Genomic DNA, 21,512 nt, shown 5'->3' with positions numbered 1-21,512 from the left:
ATCTACTCAAATGCACAGGCCATATTATCTGACCACGCTGTGTCTTGTAATGATTGTTGTTCTGTACTATCTAACGCTGCGAGTGCCTGCTGGGCTAAATCTAGGGTATCCGCAACTTTCATATCTTCAGGAACTCTTTGTCCATCAGTAATATAACTTAATGGTAATCCGTTTTGGATCAACACACTTAATGCCCCTGCTAACGACACAGATTCATCGAGTTTTGTGAGAACGACACCAGATAGGGGAATGCGTTTAAAATGATTGACTGCATCTTGCAGCACACGGCGCTGCCCTGTCGCAGACAGTACCAGATAACTGCGGATAGGTATCCTGCTATTTGCAGTTAAATTATCAAGTTGCTGGTAAAGGCGCATATCTCGCTGTCCCATGCCAGCCGTATCTATCAATACTAGCTTGCGATTCCTAAACTGATAGAGAATTTGCTCTAATTCATTTAGATCATGAGCTTGCTTTACTGGGCAGCCCATTATTTTGCCATAAGTTGCTAATTGCTCATAGGCTCCAATGCGATAATGATCTGTGGTAATTAAAGCAACATGTTCAGCACCATGATGTGCCGCAAAACGGGCAGCAAGTTTAGCTAATGACGTTGTTTTACCAACCCCAGTAGGACCAACTAATGCAACCACTCCGCCCTGCTTAACAATGTCATCGCCCTGATTATCAAGCATATTCGCAAGACTTTGTGGTAATGCTCTGACTAATTCAGCCGGCGTATAATGCTGGCTCAGCGCGGCTAATTTATTCGCAACCACAGGGGAGAATTCAGCCTCAAGCAATTTGGCTTCGAGCATAGCACCAACGGGATCGATGCGTTTTTTATGTTCCGTCATCAAGGAGGATACTTGATGTGTAAGTAAATTACGCAGTGATGCTAATTCATCACGCATAGCCTCAATATCAGCACTTTGTTTCTGTGATGTTTGTGGTTTTTTATCAAACGAGGAAGGTGCTTCACGACGTTCTGGTTTCACAGCAGTAGGGGCTTGTAAGCCCTTAGCCCATGCTGGTAACTCGGCATCAACTTGCTGATGTGACATTTGTTGATTCAAACGGCTTTGCTGCTTCTCAAGTAAGGCTTGTAATGAGTCTGCAGGTGCGGCTGGCTTAGCGCGAGTTTCTACACGAACTGGCTGCTTAGCACCCAGGGACACGAGATCGTCGCTCACGTCCATAAAGGTCGGTGCTGGCGCAGTGGCTGCAGTTTTCGCTTTAGGTTCGTCATAGTCAACGGCAGCGACAATTTCGATGCCACCGTTCACTTTTTTATTTGACATAATGACGGCATCTGAGCCGAGTGTTTCTTTCACTTGGGCCAGTGCGGCGCGCATGTCTTTGGCAAAAAATCGTTTAATCTTCACTTATGCGTCCTCTACTGGCCGACTGCAGATACGATACGTATTTGCTTCTCATCAGGTATTTCTTGATATGAAATGACTCTGAGATTAGGAATAGTATGTTTAACAAAGCGTGACAGCGTCGCGCGTAACATACCTGACGTCAACAATATGGCGGGTTGTCCGACCATTTCTTGCTTTTGAGCCGCGTCGGCAAGGGACTGCTGCATGCGTTCTGCAAGACCGGGTTCAATATTAGGACCATCACCACCGGTTGCTTGCATTGACTGATGCAACATCTGTTCCAACTCTGGCGCCAAAGTAATGACGGGGATTTCGAGCTCTGGGCCAGAGATTTCCTGAACTATCATACGTTTCAAAGCGATACGTACAGCGGCAGTCAAGACTTCAGTGTCATTGCTCTTAGTGCCATATTCTAACAAAGTTTGCACTATAGTACGCAAGTCTCTAACTGAAACCCCTTCATTTAATAGGTTCTGCATCACTTTTACGACATGTCCTAGTGGCATGATATCTGGAATAAAGCCATCAACCAGCTTAGGTGAGTGTTTCGCAAGCATATCCATCAGTTGTTGCACTTCTTCGTAGCCTAACAACTTAGCGGCATTATTTGTGAGTAATTGACTAATATGAGTTGCAACAACAGTGGCGGCATCGACGACGGTATAACCTAATGTTTGTGCGTGCTCACGTAACTCAGGAGCGATCCATACCGCTTCTAGGCCAAAGGCGGGATCGCGCGTTTCGATACCATCGAGTTTGCCATAGACTTGACCAGGGTTGATCGCCAATTCGCAATCATGACGAATATCTGCCTCTCCGACGACGACGCCCATTAATGAAATGCGATACGCATTAGGCGATAAATCTAAGTTATCGCGAATATGCACCGCGGGCACTAAGAAGCCTAATTCCTGAGACAACTTTTTACGCACGCCTTTAATGCGGCTTAGTAACTCGCCACCTTGGCCCTTGTCAACCAGAGGGATCAAACGATATCCGACCTCAAGACCAATAGTATCAACATGATGTACATCGTCCCAACCTAGCTCTTTAGGCTCTTTATCTTGTCTTTCTATTGGACCCGATTTAACTTGTTCTAGCGCTTTAAGACGTTTGTTTTCATTTCGTTTATAAACAAAATAAGCTGCACCAGCAGTCATAAAGGCAAAGCTTAAAAACGCCATGTGTGGCATACCAGGAACAATACCCATGACAAACAGGACTCCGGCGGCGATACCCAATGACTTATGACTGTCAAACATCTGACTCATCATCATTTGGCCCATATCACCCGACTCGTTTTGACGAGTCACCATCAAGGCTGCGGCGATTGACAATAATAAACCTGGGATCTGCGCCACTAAACCATCACCGATAGTCAGTAAGGTATAAATTTCAACTGCTTCAGAGAAACTTAAACCATGCTGCACAATTCCTATGATGAAGCCACCTACGATGTTGATCACTAAGATCATGATACCGGCAATCGCATCCCCTTTAACGAATTTGGACGCACCGTCCATCGCACCATAGAAATCGGCTTCACGGGTCACTTCAGCACGGCGTAATCTTGCTTGATCTTGGTTTAAGGTTCCGGCATTTAAATCGGCATCGATTGCCATTTGCTTACCAGGCATAGCATCTAAGGTAAAGCGGGCGCTAACTTCAGCGATACGACCAGCACCTTTAGTCACCACTGCAAAGTTGATGATAATCAAAATGATAAATACCACTAAACCAACGGCATAGTTACCACCGATAACCACAGAACCGAAGGCCTCAATCACCTTACCCGCGGCATCACCGCCATTATGACCCTCAAGTAAAACCACACGAGTAGAGGCAACGTTCAGCGCAAGACGTAATAACGTCGCCACTAGCAGGACACTTGGGAAAGCAGCAAAATCCAACGGTCTATCAGTATAAATTGCGACTAATAATACGATGAGCGCTAAGGCTATGTTGAATGAAAAGAGTATGTCTAATAGAAATGGAGGGATAGGTAAAACAATCATGGCCAATGCAGCAAGCACAACCACCGGCGTGCCAATGCCTTTAAAAGTGCTGAGCCTAATTTGTTTTACTTGACCAAGAGTCGCTTTAACATCCATTCGCTATAACCTAAACTTTGACGTGTAATAGCATAAAGCAAAAAACGCGCCAACAAGATTAAAGCCATTAATGAAGGAAAGATATGTACTGTGACTGATTGATATACATAAAATTAGCCATAAAAAACAAATGAACTCGACATCATCAGCTTTACCAATGACTACCATCTGAGACTAGTGGTTCAATATTTCAATTCATCTGGTATAGGTTGATTAAGTGGGACAGGAATAGGTTTACGACCGCGTCCTTTTTGATATTGGCGCAGCTGGAATACATAAGCCAAAATCTGTGCGACAGCAGTAAACAAACCTTCAGGGATCTGCTGGTCTAACTTAGTCGTATGGTAAATCGCCCTTGCAAGTGGTGGGGCCGAGACAATCGCAATATTGTGCGCGCGGGCAATCTCACGTATTTTAAAGGCCACATCATCAACACCTTTCGCTATCACAAAGGGAGCCGCAGAGCGCTGCACATCGTATTTAATCGCAACGGCAAAATGCTCAGGGTTAACGACAATCACATCGGCATTTGGCACTTCAGCCATCATACGCCTTTGTGCTAGTTCACGTTGCATCTGCCGTATATGCCCTTTCACCTCAGGTTTACCCTCAGTGTCTTTATATTCATCTTTTACTTCTTGTTTGGTCATCTTAAGTTGCTTGTTGTGATTCCAAATTTGGAACGGCACATCGATGACGACAATAAATAAAATCGAGGAACATAACAGGATAAACATCCAAACCAACAAATCTAATGCATGGTAAACATTACCTGGAAGATGGTCGCTAGACAGCAACATAATGTCATTGAAATAGAAGCTTAATAAAAAATAAGCAGAAAACGCTACTACCGAAAATTTTGCAATACCTTTGGTGAGTTCAACCAGAGCCTGTACGCCAAACATACGTTTAAAACCAGCAAGGGGACTCATTTTACTGGCTTTTGGCATCATAGCTTGGGTCGAAAAATTGATCCCTCCAAGAGAGACGTTACCGATAAACGCAACAACCACAATCAGTAGCATAATTTTAGCCATGGGCCAGGCTATTTCACTCGCAACAACACCCCACACGTTGAACATTTCATTAGTATCAAAAATTTGCGCCCTATCCATGGTAAATACAATTTCAAACACCCGAGTTAGGCTAATGGCCAAACTCGGGCCTAGCATATAAAACCCACATGCCGCCGAAATCAATACCGCTGCAGTCCCGAGTTCTTTCGAACGTGCAATCTGTCCTTTTTCCCGCGCCTGTTCTAGACGCCTCCCCGTGGCTTCCTCTGTACGTTCGCCACTTGATTCTTCAGCCATGGGCTTCTCCTAATCCCATCATATCAAGCCATCAGCGTTACATTGGAGCGCTAACATATCGCAAAGCAGCACTTGAGCCGTCGACCATACTTCATCGAAGTGTGCCATTACCGGTGTTAGGGTTAACCACAGAATAAACAGTCCACCAATCATAGTGATCGGAAAACCAATAGAGAAAATATTTAATTGCGGCGCGGCGCGGGTCATTACCCCGAAGGACAAGTTGACTAATAACAAGGCAATAATCGCAGATATCGACATAGTGAGTGCCGCACCAAACATATACGAACCCCAATCAGCCAGCGATCGATAACTTGTCAGTGTTAAGCCTTGATTAGAAATCGGCAAAGTTTCAAAGCTCGCCACTAGCATACGGATCATCAAAAGATGACCGTCCACAGCTAAGAAAATTAATGTCGCCAATAAAAGGAAAAAGTTACCAATAACGGGTGTTTGTTGGCCAGAACCGGGATCAACCATAGAGGCAAAGCCTAAACTGGTCTGCATACCAATGATCTGTCCAGTGAGCACAAAGACTTGCATCACCATTTGAGTCACAAACCCCATGGCAACACCGATAATAATTTGCTGCGCCGTGATGAATACTGCGCTTAACGAAAATAAATCCACATTTTGAGTTGGAGGAAGAACAGGTGCTATCGCAAAGGTAATTGCCATCGCCAATAATAAACGCACTCGAGTTGGTGTCGTTGCCGCCCCAAATACCACCATAACCATCAACATGCTCGCGACGCGAAACAATGGCCAAATATAAGCGGCAATGGTTTGCATTAAGGTATCGAGCAGCAGCTCCATCGCGTTAGCCTATCACTTGAGGAATGCGATTCACCATCTCGATGAAAAAGTCCATCAGGGTTTCAACTAACCAATGTCCCATAAACATTAGGCCAAAAAGTGTCACTAACAAACGCGGAAGGAAACTTAAGGTCTGTTCGTTAATAGAAGTCGCCGCTTGAAACACGGCAACGATTAACCCAATTCCCAGCCCAGGCAACACAATAGCAGACACCATCATGACGATAACAGCGAGAGCTTCACGAAAAATATCAATTAGCGCCTCAGGACTCATGTGTTTACTCTCCCTTGGCTATCCGAAACTATTCGCTAATGTCCCGAGGACTAAGCTCCAACCATCTACGAGCACAAACAACATGATCTTAAACGGCAGCGACACAATCATGGGAGATAACATCATCATACCCATAGCCATCAAGATACTCGCCACCACTAAATCGAGTACTAAAAAAGGCACAAATAGCATAAAGCCAATCTGAAATGCTGTTTTTAACTCACTGGTAATGAAAGCGGGCACTAACACACTCATAGGTGCTTCTTCGGGAGACTTAATGTCCTTATAGCCAGAAATCTCAATAAAGGTCTTTAAATCCGTCGTTCTTACTTGGCCCAACATAAAGCCTCTCAGCGGCTCTTTCCCTTTATCAAACGCTTGCTGCAAGGTTAATTGCTCATCGATATAAGGCTTCACCCCTTCATCATAAATCCGGTCGAATACCGGTGCCATGATAAAAAAAGTCATGAACAAACTCATACCAATTAAGACTTGATTAGATGGAGTCTGTTGTAATCCAATGGCTTGGCGTAATATCGACAGGACAATGATAATCCGCGTGAAAGAGGTCAACATGATGAGCATCGCAGGTAAAAAACTCAGCGATGTCATCAGCAGTAAAATCTGCATTGTGACCGAATATTCCGTTGAGCCGTCTGGCGCCGTTGTTACTGTTACAGCAGGTAAGACGCCATCTGCGGCCCATGCTGACGGCATCAATAGCAGCATAACTAACCCAACTAACGCGAGAATACGTATTGTCATTGTTTTAATTTCGCCTGACGTAATCGACTCGCAAACGAATCAGCTTCTAGATGGATAGGTTCAGCTAACTTATCAATCAAACTCACCTGCTGCGAGCTAACCCCAAGCAAATATTGCTGTTCGCCCACCTGAACCAAGACTAAACGCTCTTTTTGACCGAGGGAAGTCACAGCAATGGTCTTTAGTACGCTATTGGTCGTGGGGACTAAATTAAACCTTCTCAGTAAATAAGCTAACGCGAAAATTAATAATAAAACCAGAATCAAGCCACCTAACATACTTGCTAAGGTCGCAACTTGAGAAGGTTCTGCCATTTTTGTAGCAGCAGGTGCTATTGAAGCAATATTCTCTGCGCCTTCCCCACCGAGGCTATCGGCGCTCGCTTGAACCGCTACCACTAAACTCTGTATTACCGATGTGCTCATTTAAAGTTCCAACGACTTTTACATCTCGAATTATTTAAGCTTTTTAATTCGCTCAGTTTGACTGATCACATCCGTTAAGCGAATACCGAATTTATCGTTTACCACCACCACTTCACCGTGAGCGATAAGCGTGCCATTGACCATCACATCTAACGGTTCACCTGCGACTCTATCTAACTCAACCACAGAACCTTGGTTAAGTTGTAATAAGTTTCGGATACTAATATAGCTACGGCCCACTTCCATCGAAATGGTGACAGGAATATCTAAAATTGTATCTAACTTAGCCGCTTCAGCCTTAGAAATAGGTCTTGAATCATCAACCAGCTCATCGAGTTCAATTGCGTTGGCTTCTTCTAACGCTTGTTCTGCCATTGCTGCTGCCCAATCATCCGTATCGTCTGTGCTCATCTTACTTCACCTTATAATTCTGATATATCACGAGATTTACCCTTACGCGTCACCAATTGCAGCTCAGATTTAACTGTCTCAGGCCGAGGGATTTTCTCACATATTTTAAGCGCTAGGTTATCTCTAGAACGGCCCATTTTACAACGATATGTCGGTAAATCCTCGATTTTCATCATGATAAACTCGGGTAACTCAATCGGAATAATATCGCCCGCTTTAAAATTCATGACCTCTTTGAGCGTTAATTCATGTTCAACAATATTGGCATCGAACCCGACCTTCACATCCATGATTTCATCGTGTAATGCCTGTGACCAACGCATATCAGTATCTTGCTTGTCACTTTGCACACCCGCATCGAGTAACTCTCGGATAGGTTCAATCATGGAGTAAGGCATAGTGATATGAAAATCACCACCGCCTCCATCGACTTCAATATGGAATGAATTAATCACCACAACTTCGGTAGGACTAACAATGTTCGCCATGGCGGGATTGACTTCAGAGTCCAAATAATCAAACTCAACATCCATTACGGGCGCCCAAGCATCTTTATAATCTTCAAATATAATCTTAAGCAGTAACTGTACGATTCGTCTTTCTGTCGGCGTAAATTCTCGCCCTTCAATCTTGGCATGGAAACGCCCATCGCCACCAAAGAAGTTATCCACTAGGATAAATACCAGTCGCGCTTCCATGGTGATCAATGCAGTGCCTTTGAGTGGGCTAAAACGCACCATATTCAAGCTAGTAGGAACAAAAAGCGTATGTACGTACTCACCAAACTTGAGCATCTGTACACCGTTGATCGACACTTCGGCCGCTCGGCGCATCATATTAAACATGCTGATGCGCAAATGGCGCGCAAAACGCTCATTCACGATTTCCAGCGTCGGCATACGCCCACGAACTATTCGATCTTGGGAAGAGAAATCGTAGGAACGGGCATCTTCTCCAACAGCGTCAATTTCGTCATCATCGACGTCATCAACCCCGTGCAATAGCGCATCAATTTCGTCTTGGCTTAATAAATCACTCACTATATTGCCTTCGCCTCTTTTGGTGCTGAAGTTAAAGGATTATTGCATTACAAAACCGGTAAATAGTACTTTCTCGACAACCTTACGCCCAGTTACTGACTGTAGAGTATTTTGCACACTCAAAAGTGCTAACTGCCGTAACTCATCTTTCCCCGCTTGCGTGCTGAGCTTTTGTACATCTGCACCACTAAAGGTCGTTAAAAGCGCATCTTCAATCAGCGGAATATGTTTTTGTGTTAGCACATCATCATCGGTACCACGCACCATAAGCTGCACTTTAATCTCAACTAAACGAGCCCTATCAGGCCCAGGTAAGTTGAATAAGAAAGGACGCGGCATAGGCACGTATGATGCGGTAGCCACTGCTCCTGATGCTGGAACTTCAGCCTGAACTGCACCATCGGCAGCTACGGCGGGAACCTCTTCGGTACCGCTTCCTATAAAGAACCAGACGCCGCCACCGATTAACAGCGCGACTAAAACGCCTAGACCAGCAAAAATAAATAGTTTCTTCTTACTCTTAGGCCCTTCAGTACTTTCAAGTTCTAACGATTCTTCCTTAGCCATCACTATTCTCTTTAATTTAGGCGGAAACTCATTACAGTTTTATTTGAAACGTAATTATGTCAGTCATTGCTATAGGTTACCTGCTTAAGCGTAATAATCTATACCTGAAGTTACACTAATCGCTTGATTTAAACCTAAATGTAACTCTTCTGCCGAGATTTCATCCATATCAGCCGCATTTGAACTGCCGCCATCACCGAAACTACCTTCCCGACGCTCACCTTGATCGCCTTGAGAAACATGGCTGTCAGCCAACTGCATCCCTTGCTCTTGCAATAACTCACGTAATCTTGGCATAGCTTGTTCAACCAGATCGCGCGTTTGCGGCTGAGTAACATGAAACTGTACTTGGGTTTGGTCGCCATGCACTTGGATCTTTACCAACATATGCCCAAGTTCAGGTGGATCGAGCCGGATTTCCGCATGTTGGATGCCTTGACTCACCATAGTAATCAATTGCTGCTTCATCACAGGTGAAAATCGTTGGATCATCTCCTGCATTTGGTTTTGCTGTTCTACTCCTTGACGCAATGACAGCTGAACTTGCATGGTTTCTTGGCGATTTAATTGTGACATCGAGAGTGTCTGTATGGATGATGTCGACTTAAGTTCTGAGAAAGTATTACTATCATCCATAAAACTTTCGTCTCTGGGAATATCCATCGCAACCGTTAATTTAGCATCTTTCAGTAATAGGTTAGCAGCCAAATCGGAATTGGGACTCCCATCAAGATCACTTTCTGTTACAGATGTTGTACCTAATGGTTCAGATGAAATTGAAGAGCCTAAGGTATTCAGGTCGAAAGTATTTCCCGAGGTAGCGATATTACCCGTATTGGGACTATTCACTGTCGAGCTGCTAGTCGTTGCTTTTGCCGCAGTGTTGGTTGCCGACTTTATCGTTGCACTGTTCGCTAAGCCCGCTTGATTAATCACAGCATTAAGTGTGACCTCATTCTCAACTAAAGACTCATCTATACTCACCCCGACTTCAGTGGCAGAGACAAGCTCAGTGTCTTCTAAAGGTAATTCTGAAGCGTCATCGGTCAAATTTGGATCAATCACAGCATCACTATCCGCTGACGCTTCAAGTATATTTGGGTCTATGGGAAGAATATGTACGAGTGACTTATCAGTCAAAGAAGATGGTTTCACGTCATCTGCGAATGAAATTGCTGCCATATCTGGGCTAGTAGAAACTAACTTTTGTAATTCAGCAGAAAAACCAGCTTCATCTATATCTGATGCCAGTTCAATCTCAGCAAAAACAGTAGAAACAGTAGAAACAGTAGAAACAGTAGAAACAGTAGAAACAGTAGATGCCAATGCTAAATCAGCAGAAATAGTAGGTGCCAATGTTGAATTATCAGAAACAGTAGGTGCCAATGCTGAATCAGCAGAAATAGTAGGTGCCAATGTTGAATTATCAGAAACAGTAGGTGCCAATGCTGAATCAGCAGAAATAGTAGAGGCCAATGCTGAATCGGCAGAAACAGTAGAGGCCAATGCTAAATCAGCAGAAATAGTAGATGCCAATGTTGAATTATCAGAAACAGTAGATGCCAATGCTGAGCCGGTTAATAACGCTGATGAAGTATCAATATTTTCTTCACCAGTTATATCTTCTTCAGCATTTAAAAATGCTAGCGGCAAACTATCTCCATCAGATGCCGTTTTCTTCATATCATTTGCCATGCTAATTTGGGCAAAAATGAGATTTACGTCGGCGTCATCAGTTGATATATCGTCATCTTTTACTTTATCAGCAGAGGTAACCTGCACAGTATCATCAGTGTTAGCAATGGTTTTTTTAGACGCAGAAATAGAAAATGAGCTAGCGGTGACTGACGCAAGTGTAGATGAAAAGTCTTCATTATTAGACTCTTGGGAAGATGTCTTAGCGGAATTGGCCGCAGAGTTGCCTGTTTTACTTAACAGGATATTGGTCATTTGTTGCATAAGTGCTCCCAAACATCACCCAGCAAAAAAGAAAATGGCTAGGTAGAAACGTCAATTAAACACTGCGGTTGCAGGGTCATGGACTAAATCAAAGCAAATAAGATGCCAAAACATCAGGTTTTACGACAGCATATCGAAAAGAATTAACTCTGGAAGGTGTCAAATTGATGCTTATGCCATCAATACAAAAAACTAAAGAGCCTATCCGGCTCGCGAGCAGTAAAGATGCCTATCATTTCACTAACGTTGATGACGGCGATAAAATTGCTGGGAAGCAAATTCATCGGTCATTTTTTGCTCCCTTTTTTGTTCAACCACTTGACGCTTCTTCTCTTTACTGGCTAAGAGTAATTCTACTGCCTTACGTTTTTTTTGCTTTTCCAACCAATGTTGTTGTCGATATTCTTTTTGCTTTTCACCATCGGCTACGACGCGATTTTGCTGGATAATTGCGTCATCAATCTGACGAATAAAACGGTGAAACTGGTGATAGTGACTAGCACTAATGGCTTGACCTTGCTGGGATTGCATTTGCTTCATGTATTCTAAGCGATAGTTATTTAGAGCACTGAGTTGATTCAACCGTTTTTGACACTCTAACTGCGCAGATTTTAACAATAAAGCCGCTTGTTCTTCGGCATCATTGGCAAGCTTTAACACTAACAACAAGGGATCGGCGTTAGCCATACTAGACCTCAATTAATTCGATGACGCCATTATTTGCACTGTGCAGCAAGTTGCCCAAGCATGACTTGGCTATCGGCAAAGCTAAATGCATCACGCATGGTTTGTCGCAAAAAAGCATTCATTGCTGGCTGCAGTCGTATCGCATTATCAATGCGAGGATCGCTTCCTTGGGCATAGGCCCCAATAGAAATCAAATCTCGATTTTGCTGATACAAAGAATAGGTTTGTTTCACGCGGCGCATCGCCTCCAAATGTTCATTGGAGATCACCATAGGCGCGACTCGGCTAATAGAAGCTTCAATATCAATTGCAGGATAGTGCCCCGAATCCGCAAGCGAACGTGACAAGACAATGTGACCATCGAGGATCGCCCGCGAAGCATCGGCAATGGGATCCTGTTGATCGTCTCCTTCCGTCAACACAGTATAAAATGCCGTAATTGAACCTTGCCCAGGGCCACCGTTTCCGGCGCGCTCAACTAAACGTGGCAATTTTGCAAACACAGAAGGCGGATAACCTTTAGTCGCAGGCGGTTCACCCACAGCCAAAGCAATTTCCCGCTGCGCTTGGGCGTAGCGCGTTAAACTGTCCATAAGCAATAAAACGTTATAGCCTAAATCGCGGAAGTATTCGGCAATACGAGTCGAGGTTTCACAGGCGCGAAGGCGCATCAGAGGCGATGTATCCGCAGGCGCAGCAACAACGACTGAACGCGCTCGACCTTTCTCACCAAGAATTTCCTCAATAAACTCTTTCACTTCCCGGCCACGCTCACCCACTAGCCCAACCACAATAATGTCGGCGGTAGTACCGCGAGTCATCATACCTAAGAGCACACTCTTACCTACACCTGAGCCCGCAAACAAGCCCATACGTTGGCCTTTGCCCACAGTCAGCATAGCGTTGATAGCGCGAACGCCAACGTCCAGCGGTTCAGTAATGGCACGGCGAGATAAGGGATTAATGGCAGCGCTATGTCTTGGCGCTTGTTGGTCGGTTTGCAACGCGCCTAAACCATCTAAAGGCACGCCGTTACCATCAAGTACGCGTCCTAGCAGGGATAAACCAACATTGAGTCCAGTTTGTTCCCCCAAAGGCACAACCCGCGCACCGGGCAATACACCACGTAATTCTTCAATGGGCATTAAATATAATAGTTCGCCATCAAAGCCGACGACTTCTGCAATTAACTCGCCCACCATGGTTTCGATCGAACATAAGCTGCCCACAGGCGCACGGCAACCGCTCGCCTCTAAGGTTAAGCCAACAACACGCACGAGTTGACCATTGGCCACAGCTCGAAATGGCGGCACTTTATCCTGATGGTGATTCAGCCTATTCAGCAATTGGTGTTGACGATTTTGCATCTGATTTTGCCTCTAATTGCTCACCTGTGTTTGAGGCAGATTGTATATCCTCAGCATGTTGAGAAACCGTATCGACAACCTGATCATCAAGCTCAGATCCCACAGCCTCAGAAGCCGCAACGTGTTTAGCGGTATCTTCAACCTCTATAGCCTCTTGCAATTGACGCTGCTTGTCACTTAAGTGAGCATGTTGGTTCCGTAAGGACTCAAACACAGCATCGATACGCGATGCGAGGGTCAAATCGACTAAAGAACGATGACTACTGAGAATACAGTCACCTGGGCTTAAGGAAGGGTCAACTTCAAGTTCCCACTTACTGCGGGTCAATTGAGCGCTGGAATAAAGTTGTTCGACTAAAATAACATCGTCAGGATGCAAGCGGATTGTGACCGTTTGTTCTTTTATCGGCAGCGATTCTATACCTAAGCGCAATGCCGAAAGCACTTGTTCTGGATGAGTTTTTAATTCGTGGCCAATGACAGATTTCGCTAATGTCATACTCAGGTTCAGTAGCGAAAGTTCAATATCGCCATCGAGCAATTGCAATGGTTTTTCAAATTGGGCTAATAAGGTTTCAAAACGCGAGAGCAATATTTTTGCTTGGGCTAAACCGGTTTCTAATCCTTGCTCATGCCCTTGGGCGAGCCCTTCAGTATAGCCCTGCTCTAACCCTTCTAAACGCCCTTTTTCTAGCCCTTGCTCATACCCTTGCTGCTTACCTTCGCTAAAGCCTTCTTCTTCGGCTTGGGCTCGAATGTCTTCAATCTCAGCCATAGTCGGTGGAGAAACACTTTCCACTGTAGTCGACTTAGCGGCTTGATGATTCGAATGGCCGAACAGATTTGAGATAGAATCATCATCGGCTTCAGTCACATCTGGCAGTACCCAGTGACTAAATTCGACATCTCCTTCGCTCAAGACCTTATTCTGCAATTTATTATCGCTCGGATTAGAGGAACTCATCGCCACCACCGCCGCCTAACATGATTTCGCCGCTGTCACTTAAGCGACGAGCAATAGACAGGATTTCTTTTTGGGCGACTTCCACTTCACTGATGCGGATTGGGCCCATGGCTTCAAGATCATCACGCAATAATTCAGCGGCACGTTTTGACATGTTACCCAAGATTTTTTCTTTCAGCTGATCATCTGTGCCTTTAAGCGCCTTCATCAGTACATCTTGCTGCACTTCACGCAACAGGGCTTGAATACCGCGGTCATCGACATCAATTAAGTTTTCAAATACAAACATCAAATCTTGGATTTGCTGCGCCATTTCTTCATCAGACTCGCGCATGGTTTCCATCAACTGGCTTTCGATACCCGTGTCTAAATAGTTCATTATGCTGGCAGCCGCTTTTAAGCCACCCATTTTCGCGGCCTGAGCGCCACCTTGACCGGCAAACTGTTTCTCCATGATGTCGTTCAACTCTTGCAGTGCAGCGGGCTGCACTTCTTCAAGATTTGCAATACGCATCATCAAGTCTAAGCGGGTATTCTCAGGGAATTGACCAAAAATTTCCGCCGCTTGATCGGGTTCTAGATAAGACAAAACAATGGTTTGGATCTGTGGATGTTCGTTTTGAATAATGGTCGCCACTTGGCGTGCATCCATCCACTTCAACGAGTCCAAACCTTTAGCGCCACTGCCCATGATAATCTGTTCAATCAGATTACCCGCTTTATCTTCACCCAGCGCAGCGGTTAAGGCTTTACGGACGAACTCTTCGCTGTTGAAACCAATTGAAGAATACTTTTGAATATCATCAAGAAACAGCTTATGTACCCCGATAACTTTTTCCTGACCAAACTCATCCATTGCCGCCATGGCCATACCCACTTTTTGCACTTGCTTCGGCTCTAAGTGTTTTAAAATGGATGCAGCATCAGCCTCACTCAAACTGAGGAGTAAAATAGCGGTCTTTTCAACGCCACTAATATCTTTGATATTAAAGGCAGGTGCGGCCGCAGGAGCCACTTCTTTCGTTTTATTCTCAGCCATTGTCTTGTAACCAGTTTTTCACGACTTGAGTAGAGAGCTCAGGCTCATTCGCCACGAGCGCACGGATAGCTTTAATCATATCATCATCTTTGTGAAGATTAGGGATATGAATTGAGCCATCGTCAGCATAACTGTATTCCGCCTCTTGAGTATTGAGCATCCCTAGCGTATCAGCCGCATATTGGTCCTCAATTTCTGCTAATTCATTACCTAATCTGCCATCCTCAGGCATATTCACACTGTCAGGATAGATTAAGCGTTTCAGCATAGGACGTACCACAGCTAAAATCAGCACCAAAATCACTAGCGCACCAATCCCAAGCTTAATCGCACGCCAAAACCAAGGTTGCTCCCAAAGCTCAGGTGCAGGTAAATCTTCAACCAATTGATCCATAAAGGGAACTGTTACCACTTCCAGCACATCCCCCCGTTGTGAACTAAAACCAACCGCGCCTTCAAGCAAACGACGGATATTGGTCAGTTCTTGTTCGGTACGGGCAACACGAGCTACTTGACCATTTTCTCCAGCGGCACCAGGTTTAAAGTCCACCGCCACTGACACACTAATGCGGCGCACTGCGCCAACTTGCTGGCGGGTATGGCTAATGGTGGTATCTAATTCAAAGTTACGGGTCGCTTCACGGTGCGAATTACCACCTGCGGTGACAGACTCGGTCGCTTTAGTCGCATCTTCTGGAATATTTGACTCCATTGGCGGTTGATTGGATAACGCGCCAGGGATCCCACCAGAAGAGCCACCAGTGGTGTTATTTTCAACGGTCATTTCACTGCGCAGTGCTGGTAAATCAGGGTTAAAACGCTTTGATGTTTGCTCAACAGCAGTAAAATCCATACTGACGTCGACTTGAGAGGTAAAATTATCAGGACCTAGAATTGGCACCAGAATCGATTCAATCTTAGTGCGATATTCAGCTTCTTTTTGCTGTACTAATTCAAGTTCACGGCGAGCCGTCGCAGACGCGCCATCTTGGCTGCCTGAGTTCAATAAACGGCCGTTAGAATCAGTTACCGTCACCCTTGATGGTTCTAAACCTTGTACTGCAGAAGCAACAATATCGACGATAGCATCGACTTCACCTTGGCCTAAGCCACCGCGACGGGTATTGATCACCACTGTTGCACTCGGTTTAGAGGCATTGCGGGCGAAGACGTTTTCTTTAGGTAACGCAAGAATGACTTTGGCACGACTGACACTTTGTAGTTGCTCTATCGCACGGGCGAGGTTTTCTTCTTGGCTATGCTTAAGACGAGCTTGTTCCATACGTTGGCTGACACCAAAACCACTGTCTTTATTCAAAAAATCTTGGTTGGCTGCAGGACTGTCGATACCTGCACGGCTCAACATCATTTTGACTTCTTGATATTTATCTTCAGGAACTTTAATAACGTCCACGTCGATTTGGTACTTAACTTTATTTTTATCAAGTACATCTAGCACTTGAACCATTTCCTGAGTTTCCATTTTACCCAATGGACGATACTCTGGCTCCTGCGCCCACAGCATGACAAATACCGCCAAGGCTAAACAAATCGCTAAGGCTAAAATCATAGTCACTTGGCGCATCATATCGACACCGCCAAGATTTCCCATCATGCCTGACTTATGTTCTTGCTGGACACCTTGGTCAGCTAAACCGGAATTGGATCCGACAATCATTTCTGTACTCACGATTCGTACCTGCTAATTGGGTTATTCACTGGCCTAGACAGGCATGCTCATTATTTCTTTGTAGGCTTCGACAAGCTTATTACGCACTTGCACCGTCGCCTCGAAAGCGACACTCGCTTTCTCACGGGCAATAACAGTGTCCGATAAAGAAACGGTAGTATCACCCATCTCTAAACGTGTCGCGAGGTTTGACGATGCAGACTGTAAGCCGCTGACATTGCCGACGGCTTGCGATAGCAACTGACCGAAGTCTGCACCACTGGTGTTATTCACTTGCTGCATGATATTTGGCTGAACGCCAAACGACGGCGTTATTTCGCCTTGGAGTTTCTGCATTTCCTGCAGGAATGAATTTGCGCCTATTTGCATGCTGAGCTCCCAGTCGTCGAATTCTTGACGATCAAAATACCGATAACGGGACAATGCAAAATAACGGCCAAGTTTTCAGATGGTCGTGATTGATAATAAATTGACGGGATAAGAAGATGCCAATATCTAAGGATTTTGGATGAAATGGGCCACTTTTGCGGTTGTGTTTTTTAATAAATACAGCCTCACACTCAATGTGGAGGCTGCGGGATGATAACTTGAATTTATAGACTAATTTGGCAGTTGGATCCCCATATCACGCATCCTTGCCATCTTGTATCTTAGGGTTCGTGCGCTAATTCCTAGCTTTTCGGCGACTAACTTACGACTTCCTTGGCATTGATTAAGGGTCTCTAAAATAATCACATGTTCTTGAGCTTTGAGCTCTTCACCTAAACCGTCTGGCTCAGAAGAAAATGGGTCTAGATCTTCACCGCTTAAAATCACATCCTGCGCATCGATAATAATGTCATTGGCAGTGATCAATTGACCGGCTCTTAATATCAAAGCACGCTGGATCACATTGTCGAGTTCACGTACGTTCCCAGGCCAGCGATGACTCAATAAACGTCGACGCGCATTCTCATCCAACTCAGGCACATCGGCAACATTCAATGCCTTAGCATGTTTAGCCAGTAAATGACGCGCAAGAGGTAAAATATCTGCAGGACGTTGACTTAACGCAGGCCAAGCTAAAGGAAATACGTTAATTCGATAGTAGAGATCTTCCCTAAATCCGCCAGCTGCGACCACTGCCTTTAAATCACGATTGGATGTGGCAAGCACGCGCACATCGAGCTTAATGGTTTTACGGCCACCTAAACGCTCAACTTCACGCTCTTGCAAAACCCGCAACAACTTAGCTTGTAAGCCTAAATCCATCTCAGAGATTTCATCGAGCAGCAAAGTGCCACCTTGAGCCTGCTCAAATTTCCCCGGACACGCTTGATAAGCCCCTGTAAATGCACCCTTTTCATAACCAAAAAGGGTGGCTTCGAGCATGTTCTCAGGAATAGCGGCACAGTTAATGGCCACAAAGGCTTGATTAGCACGGCTACTGTGTTGATGAATATAACGGGCCAAAACCTCTTTACCTGAACCGCTAGGACCTAAGATCATGACAGAGGCATCGGAGGCGGCAACCCGTTGAGCAAGTGCTAATAAGGCTAAACTTTTTTCATCAGCGACGACGGGCTGATCCACATTTTGTTTTAATGGCAAATAGCGTGAGACTTGATTGAGTAACACTTCTGGTGCAAAAGGTTTGGCTAAATAATCAACAGCGCCTAATTTTATAGCGTTCACCGCGCTACCAATAGTCGCGTAGGCCGTCATCAACAGCACTGGCAACTTAGGATGATGCTGCTGCAGGTAGTTCAATAAACCTAAACCACCAATACCTTGCATCTGCACATCGCTAATAACTAAATCAAACTGATGTTGTTTCAAGGCTAAAATAGCGTCTTCACCGGAGGCAACATCAACACACTCATACTGAGCCAGCATTAAGGTATCAAACAAGGCTTCACGTAATGAAGCATCATCCTCAACGAGCAATAACTTTGCTTCAGACATGGGTAATCTCCAAAGGTAATATCACCGCGGATTTAGCCCGTGGGAATACTAAAGACACAGTACAGCCTTTATTCGGTACACAACTGAGTTGCAGTTGCCCCCCATGATTGCGCACCACAGATTGCACAACGGCTAACCCAAGCCCAGTTCCCTGCGACTTAGTCGTAAAGAAAGGTTCAAATACCTTCTGCTGCATAGTGGCGTCTAAACCTTTACCATTATCGATGATGTCCAATAATAACCGTTCGCCCTCTTCCTTCGCTTGGATACGAATTTCAGTTGCTCCGGCTTCTATGCTGTTCATGACTAAATTATTAATCGCCGAGCTTAATGCATTGGAATTAGCTAACATCGAGCTGCTTGACGCATCATCAAATAACAAGTCACAGCCTTGCTTTGCCGCTATTGGCTCACAATTTGCCAAAACATTGTCGATAACCTCAGCCAATGAGATTAGATCTCCAAGTTCATCCTGACGGCCTTTCGCCATCAATAGCATGTCGTTAACCTGCCGCTCGAGTTCATTGAGTCTATCAACAAGTTTTTGTTGGAATTTAGCTTTAGCGGCATCGGATAACTTCGGACTCGCAAGGTTTGAAGCGTATAACAAAGCGGCTGATAAAGGCGTGCGCACCTGATGAGCCAAAGTTGCTACCATCTTGCCCAGTGCAGATAAACGTTGTAAATGGGAGATATTTTTCTGTAATAACCGAGTTTCAGTCAGATCAGTTAGCACAATTAATTGACCAGGCTCTGGCGTCAATGGCGTAATCGCTAATTTAACGCGGCGGCCATTACGCAGTGACACTTCGTGGCCATCATCGTCCTGCGGCGCAAAGGCACTGTGAATCACATCAATCCAGCGAACACCACACAAGGAGCGCTCAAGTAACTCAACTGCAACCGGATTTGCATCCGTGACTATACCGTCGCCATTGATAATCACCACGCCGGATGGCATAGCCTGTAAAATATGCTCCATTCGATTGGACATATTCGCGGCCTCACGCAGTTGGTTCCATTGTTTGCTAGTGTGCTTGAATGACTCAATTTGCGCTAGTGGGTTGGCTGACATAGTCACTCCGTCAAAAAATTGCTTATGACGGGGTGACTGCAGTATCTATGCCAAATTGGAAATTGAACTTTAGAGGTTAAAACAACTTATATAACAATAAAATAGAAAACTAATCTTTTGTCATTCCGTACTTACGCATTTTTTCTACAAGCGTTGTACGGCGTATTCCAAGCATTTCAGCAGCGCGAGCTACGACATTATCTTGTAGCTCTAGCGCCTGACGTATCATGTCTATTTCCAGTTCTGCTAACAAATCCTTAAGGTTCACACCTTCAGGCGGCAGCTCACTAGGGAAACGCGTTTCAGGGATTTCAACCGGTTCTTCATCGCTAAAGATAGAAGCTAAAGCATCACGTTCCTGTTGCTCTTCACTCATCTCTACGCAATATTCGGGCACATCGATATGGCGATATTTGACAGGTAAATCGTTAACATCGACCAGTCCACCCGGATATAAAATGGTGAGGCGTTCGACTAAATTAGACAGCTCGCGCACGTTGCCCGACCAAGCATGTTCTTTCAGCGACTCTATCGCACGCTGCGTAAAACGCACCTTACCACGGCCTTCGTTATAGACTCGGCTAACTAACTCTTGTAATAGCAAAGGCACATCGTCCTTGCGATCACACAACGCGGGCATTTCAATCGGGAATACGTTTAGGCGGTAATAAAGATCCTCACGGAACTCATTAACGCTGATCATGGTTTCTAAATCTCTATGTGTCGCAGCAACTACGCGTACATCAGCATTAATAGTCTTGGTACCACCAACGCGCTCAAATACCCGCTCTTGCAGCACACGGAGTAATTTCACTTGCATTTGTAGTGGCATGTCTCCTATTTCATCGAGAAATAGTGTACCACCTTCAGCTAATTCAAAACGGCCTTTACGAGAACAGATTGCCCCAGTAAATGACCCCTTTTCATGACCAAATAGCTCACTCTCTAATAACTCAGGCGGTATAGCACCACAGTTTACAGGGATAAACGGACCATCACGACGCTCAGACAAATAATGGATATTACGTGCGACTACTTCTTTACCTGTACCCGATTGACCCAGAACAAGCACGGTTGCCTCAGATGTTGCGACTTGATTTATCAAGTGCCTCACATTCGCAATACCATCACTGCGTCCCACTAAGCTTCGGAATAACTTTGTTTGATTCGCACTAGTAGGGACTTGAGGCCGTTTAACTTGACCGAATACTTGGCAAAAGTGTAATAATTCAGTGAGCTGAGGATACGTTAAAGGTTCTTCAATATGTCCAAGAATGTTAGACACTTGCAGATCGTCAACATTGCCAAGCAACAGCATAGGTTGCCATGGATGTTGACCTGCGATGTTTTTAAGCCCATCAGCATCCATAACATCAGTTAGGATAACTAAAGCTCGAAAACGGGTATCTTGGAGGCTAGCACTTAATTTTTCGGTATCAATTTGTACAAATTGCTCACCTAAAAAATCCAAAATATAACACAGGCGATTTAATCGCTCTGATGGAGGGCCGATAAGTAAAATTCGTTGATCTGTTTGCATCATTCAGTAGGCCGTAAAGCTCTAATATGTATTAATTCGCATTAATTATTTATGATTAGTTGCTGTAAAAGCTTAACAAATTCAATGTAACAATCTGTGCCACCATCACTACTTGTGATGAATATTGTATTATCAGCAGA

Annotated in this window: 20 protein-coding genes and 1 pseudogene; 1 reads left to right on the top strand and 20 read right to left on the bottom strand. The window is 44.8% G+C overall.

Going from position 1 to position 21,512, the window contains the following annotated elements:
• Positions 1-2 precede the first annotated feature (2 nt).
• The 11 genes and pseudogenes from flhF to L5M38_RS24580 form a co-directional block, all read right to left on the bottom strand.
• Positions 3-1,385: a flagellar biosynthesis protein FlhF gene (flhF, locus tag L5M38_RS08675; RefSeq protein ID WP_263178814.1), complete on the bottom strand. Its 1,383-nt coding sequence runs from the start codon at positions 1,383-1,385 to the stop codon at positions 3-5.
• 11 nt (positions 1,386-1,396) lie between these two features.
• Entirely contained in the window at positions 1,397-3,496 is a 2,100-nt protein-coding gene (flhA, locus tag L5M38_RS08670) for a flagellar biosynthesis protein FlhA (protein WP_263178812.1), read from the bottom strand.
• Between the two features lie 182 nt (positions 3,497-3,678).
• Positions 3,679-4,809 carry a flagellar biosynthesis protein FlhB gene (gene flhB / locus L5M38_RS08665; protein ID WP_263178810.1) on the bottom strand — a complete coding sequence of 377 codons (1,131 nt, stop codon included), beginning with the start codon at positions 4,807-4,809 and terminating at the stop codon, positions 3,679-3,681.
• Between the two features lie 18 nt (positions 4,810-4,827).
• Entirely contained in the window at positions 4,828-5,625 is a 798-nt protein-coding gene (gene fliR / locus L5M38_RS08660; protein WP_028761179.1) for a flagellar biosynthetic protein FliR, read from the bottom strand.
• A gap of 4 nt (positions 5,626-5,629) precedes the next feature.
• The gene (fliQ, locus tag L5M38_RS08655) at positions 5,630-5,899 is read right to left on the bottom strand and encodes a flagellar biosynthesis protein FliQ (RefSeq protein ID WP_012587225.1); all 270 of its coding nucleotides are present in this window, start codon (positions 5,897-5,899) and stop codon (positions 5,630-5,632) included.
• 18 nt (positions 5,900-5,917) lie between these two features.
• The gene (gene fliP, locus L5M38_RS08650) at positions 5,918-6,664 is read right to left on the bottom strand and encodes a flagellar type III secretion system pore protein FliP (protein WP_263178808.1); all 747 of its coding nucleotides are present in this window, start codon (positions 6,662-6,664) and stop codon (positions 5,918-5,920) included.
• Complete coding sequence (fliO, locus tag L5M38_RS08645; protein ID WP_263178806.1) at positions 6,661-7,089, bottom strand: flagellar biosynthetic protein FliO; 429 nt, start codon at positions 7,087-7,089, stop codon at positions 6,661-6,663. Before fliO ends, fliP begins: the two co-directional genes overlap by 4 nt.
• Positions 7,090-7,119: 30 nt before the next feature.
• Positions 7,120-7,500 (bottom strand): flagellar motor switch protein FliN, encoded by a 381-nt coding sequence (gene fliN, locus L5M38_RS08640; RefSeq protein WP_028761182.1) that lies wholly within the window; start codon positions 7,498-7,500, stop codon positions 7,120-7,122.
• Positions 7,501-7,511: 11 nt separating this feature from the next.
• Positions 7,512-8,540: a flagellar motor switch protein FliM gene (fliM, locus tag L5M38_RS08635; protein WP_105251943.1), complete on the bottom strand. Its 1,029-nt coding sequence runs from the start codon at positions 8,538-8,540 to the stop codon at positions 7,512-7,514.
• Between the two features lie 39 nt (positions 8,541-8,579).
• On the bottom strand, positions 8,580-9,107 hold the full coding sequence (gene fliL, locus L5M38_RS08630) for a flagellar basal body-associated protein FliL (protein ID WP_263168842.1): 528 nt from the start codon (positions 9,105-9,107) through the stop codon (positions 8,580-8,582).
• Positions 9,108-9,191: 84 nt separating this feature from the next.
• Positions 9,192-9,677 (bottom strand): annotated as a pseudogene (locus L5M38_RS24580) (flagellar hook-length control protein FliK); the annotation flags it as partial.
• A gap of 535 nt (positions 9,678-10,212) precedes the next feature.
• Between L5M38_RS24580 and L5M38_RS08620 the strand changes: the two are divergent.
• Positions 10,213-11,112: a hypothetical protein gene (locus tag L5M38_RS08620; RefSeq protein ID WP_263178803.1), complete on the top strand. Its 900-nt coding sequence runs from the start codon at positions 10,213-10,215 to the stop codon at positions 11,110-11,112.
• Positions 11,113-11,306: 194 nt separating this feature from the next.
• On the opposite strand, the gene fliJ is transcribed toward L5M38_RS08620, so the two are convergent.
• The 9 genes from fliJ to L5M38_RS08575 form a co-directional block, all read right to left on the bottom strand.
• A complete protein-coding gene (fliJ, locus tag L5M38_RS08615) occupies positions 11,307-11,753 on the bottom strand; it encodes a flagellar export protein FliJ (RefSeq protein WP_028761186.1) in 447 nt (148 codons plus the stop codon).
• Positions 11,754-11,782: 29 nt separating this feature from the next.
• Positions 11,783-13,120, bottom strand: coding sequence for a flagellar protein export ATPase FliI (gene fliI, locus L5M38_RS08610; protein WP_263178802.1), 1,338 nt, complete (start codon positions 13,118-13,120; stop codon positions 11,783-11,785).
• The gene (fliH, locus tag L5M38_RS08605; protein WP_263178801.1) at positions 13,089-14,084 is read right to left on the bottom strand and encodes a flagellar assembly protein FliH; all 996 of its coding nucleotides are present in this window, start codon (positions 14,082-14,084) and stop codon (positions 13,089-13,091) included. The genes fliI and fliH overlap by 32 nt, the downstream gene beginning before the upstream one ends.
• Complete coding sequence (fliG, locus tag L5M38_RS08600; protein ID WP_263178800.1) at positions 14,071-15,123, bottom strand: flagellar motor switch protein FliG; 1,053 nt, start codon at positions 15,121-15,123, stop codon at positions 14,071-14,073. Before fliG ends, fliH begins: the two co-directional genes overlap by 14 nt.
• The gene (fliF, locus tag L5M38_RS08595) at positions 15,116-16,801 is read right to left on the bottom strand and encodes a flagellar basal-body MS-ring/collar protein FliF (RefSeq protein ID WP_263178854.1); all 1,686 of its coding nucleotides are present in this window, start codon (positions 16,799-16,801) and stop codon (positions 15,116-15,118) included. Before fliF ends, fliG begins: the two co-directional genes overlap by 8 nt.
• Before the next feature lie 45 nt (positions 16,802-16,846).
• Complete coding sequence (gene fliE / locus L5M38_RS08590; RefSeq protein ID WP_028761191.1) at positions 16,847-17,182, bottom strand: flagellar hook-basal body complex protein FliE; 336 nt, start codon at positions 17,180-17,182, stop codon at positions 16,847-16,849.
• Positions 17,183-17,413: 231 nt separating this feature from the next.
• A complete protein-coding gene (locus L5M38_RS08585) occupies positions 17,414-18,757 on the bottom strand; it encodes a sigma-54-dependent transcriptional regulator (RefSeq protein WP_198572626.1) in 1,344 nt (447 codons plus the stop codon).
• Positions 18,750-19,832 (bottom strand): sensor histidine kinase, encoded by a 1,083-nt coding sequence (locus L5M38_RS08580; RefSeq protein WP_263178799.1) that lies wholly within the window; start codon positions 19,830-19,832, stop codon positions 18,750-18,752. The genes L5M38_RS08585 and L5M38_RS08580 overlap by 8 nt, the downstream gene beginning before the upstream one ends.
• 109 nt (positions 19,833-19,941) lie before the next feature.
• A complete protein-coding gene (locus L5M38_RS08575; protein WP_317630242.1) occupies positions 19,942-21,375 on the bottom strand; it encodes a sigma-54 dependent transcriptional regulator in 1,434 nt (477 codons plus the stop codon).
• Between the last annotated feature and the right edge of the window lie 137 nt (positions 21,376-21,512).

This window comes from Shewanella sp. SM101, assembly GCF_025654465.1.
Lineage (GTDB): Bacteria > Pseudomonadota > Gammaproteobacteria > Enterobacterales > Shewanellaceae > Shewanella > Shewanella oncorhynchi.
This window is presented reverse-complemented; position numbering and strand designations above follow the sequence as displayed.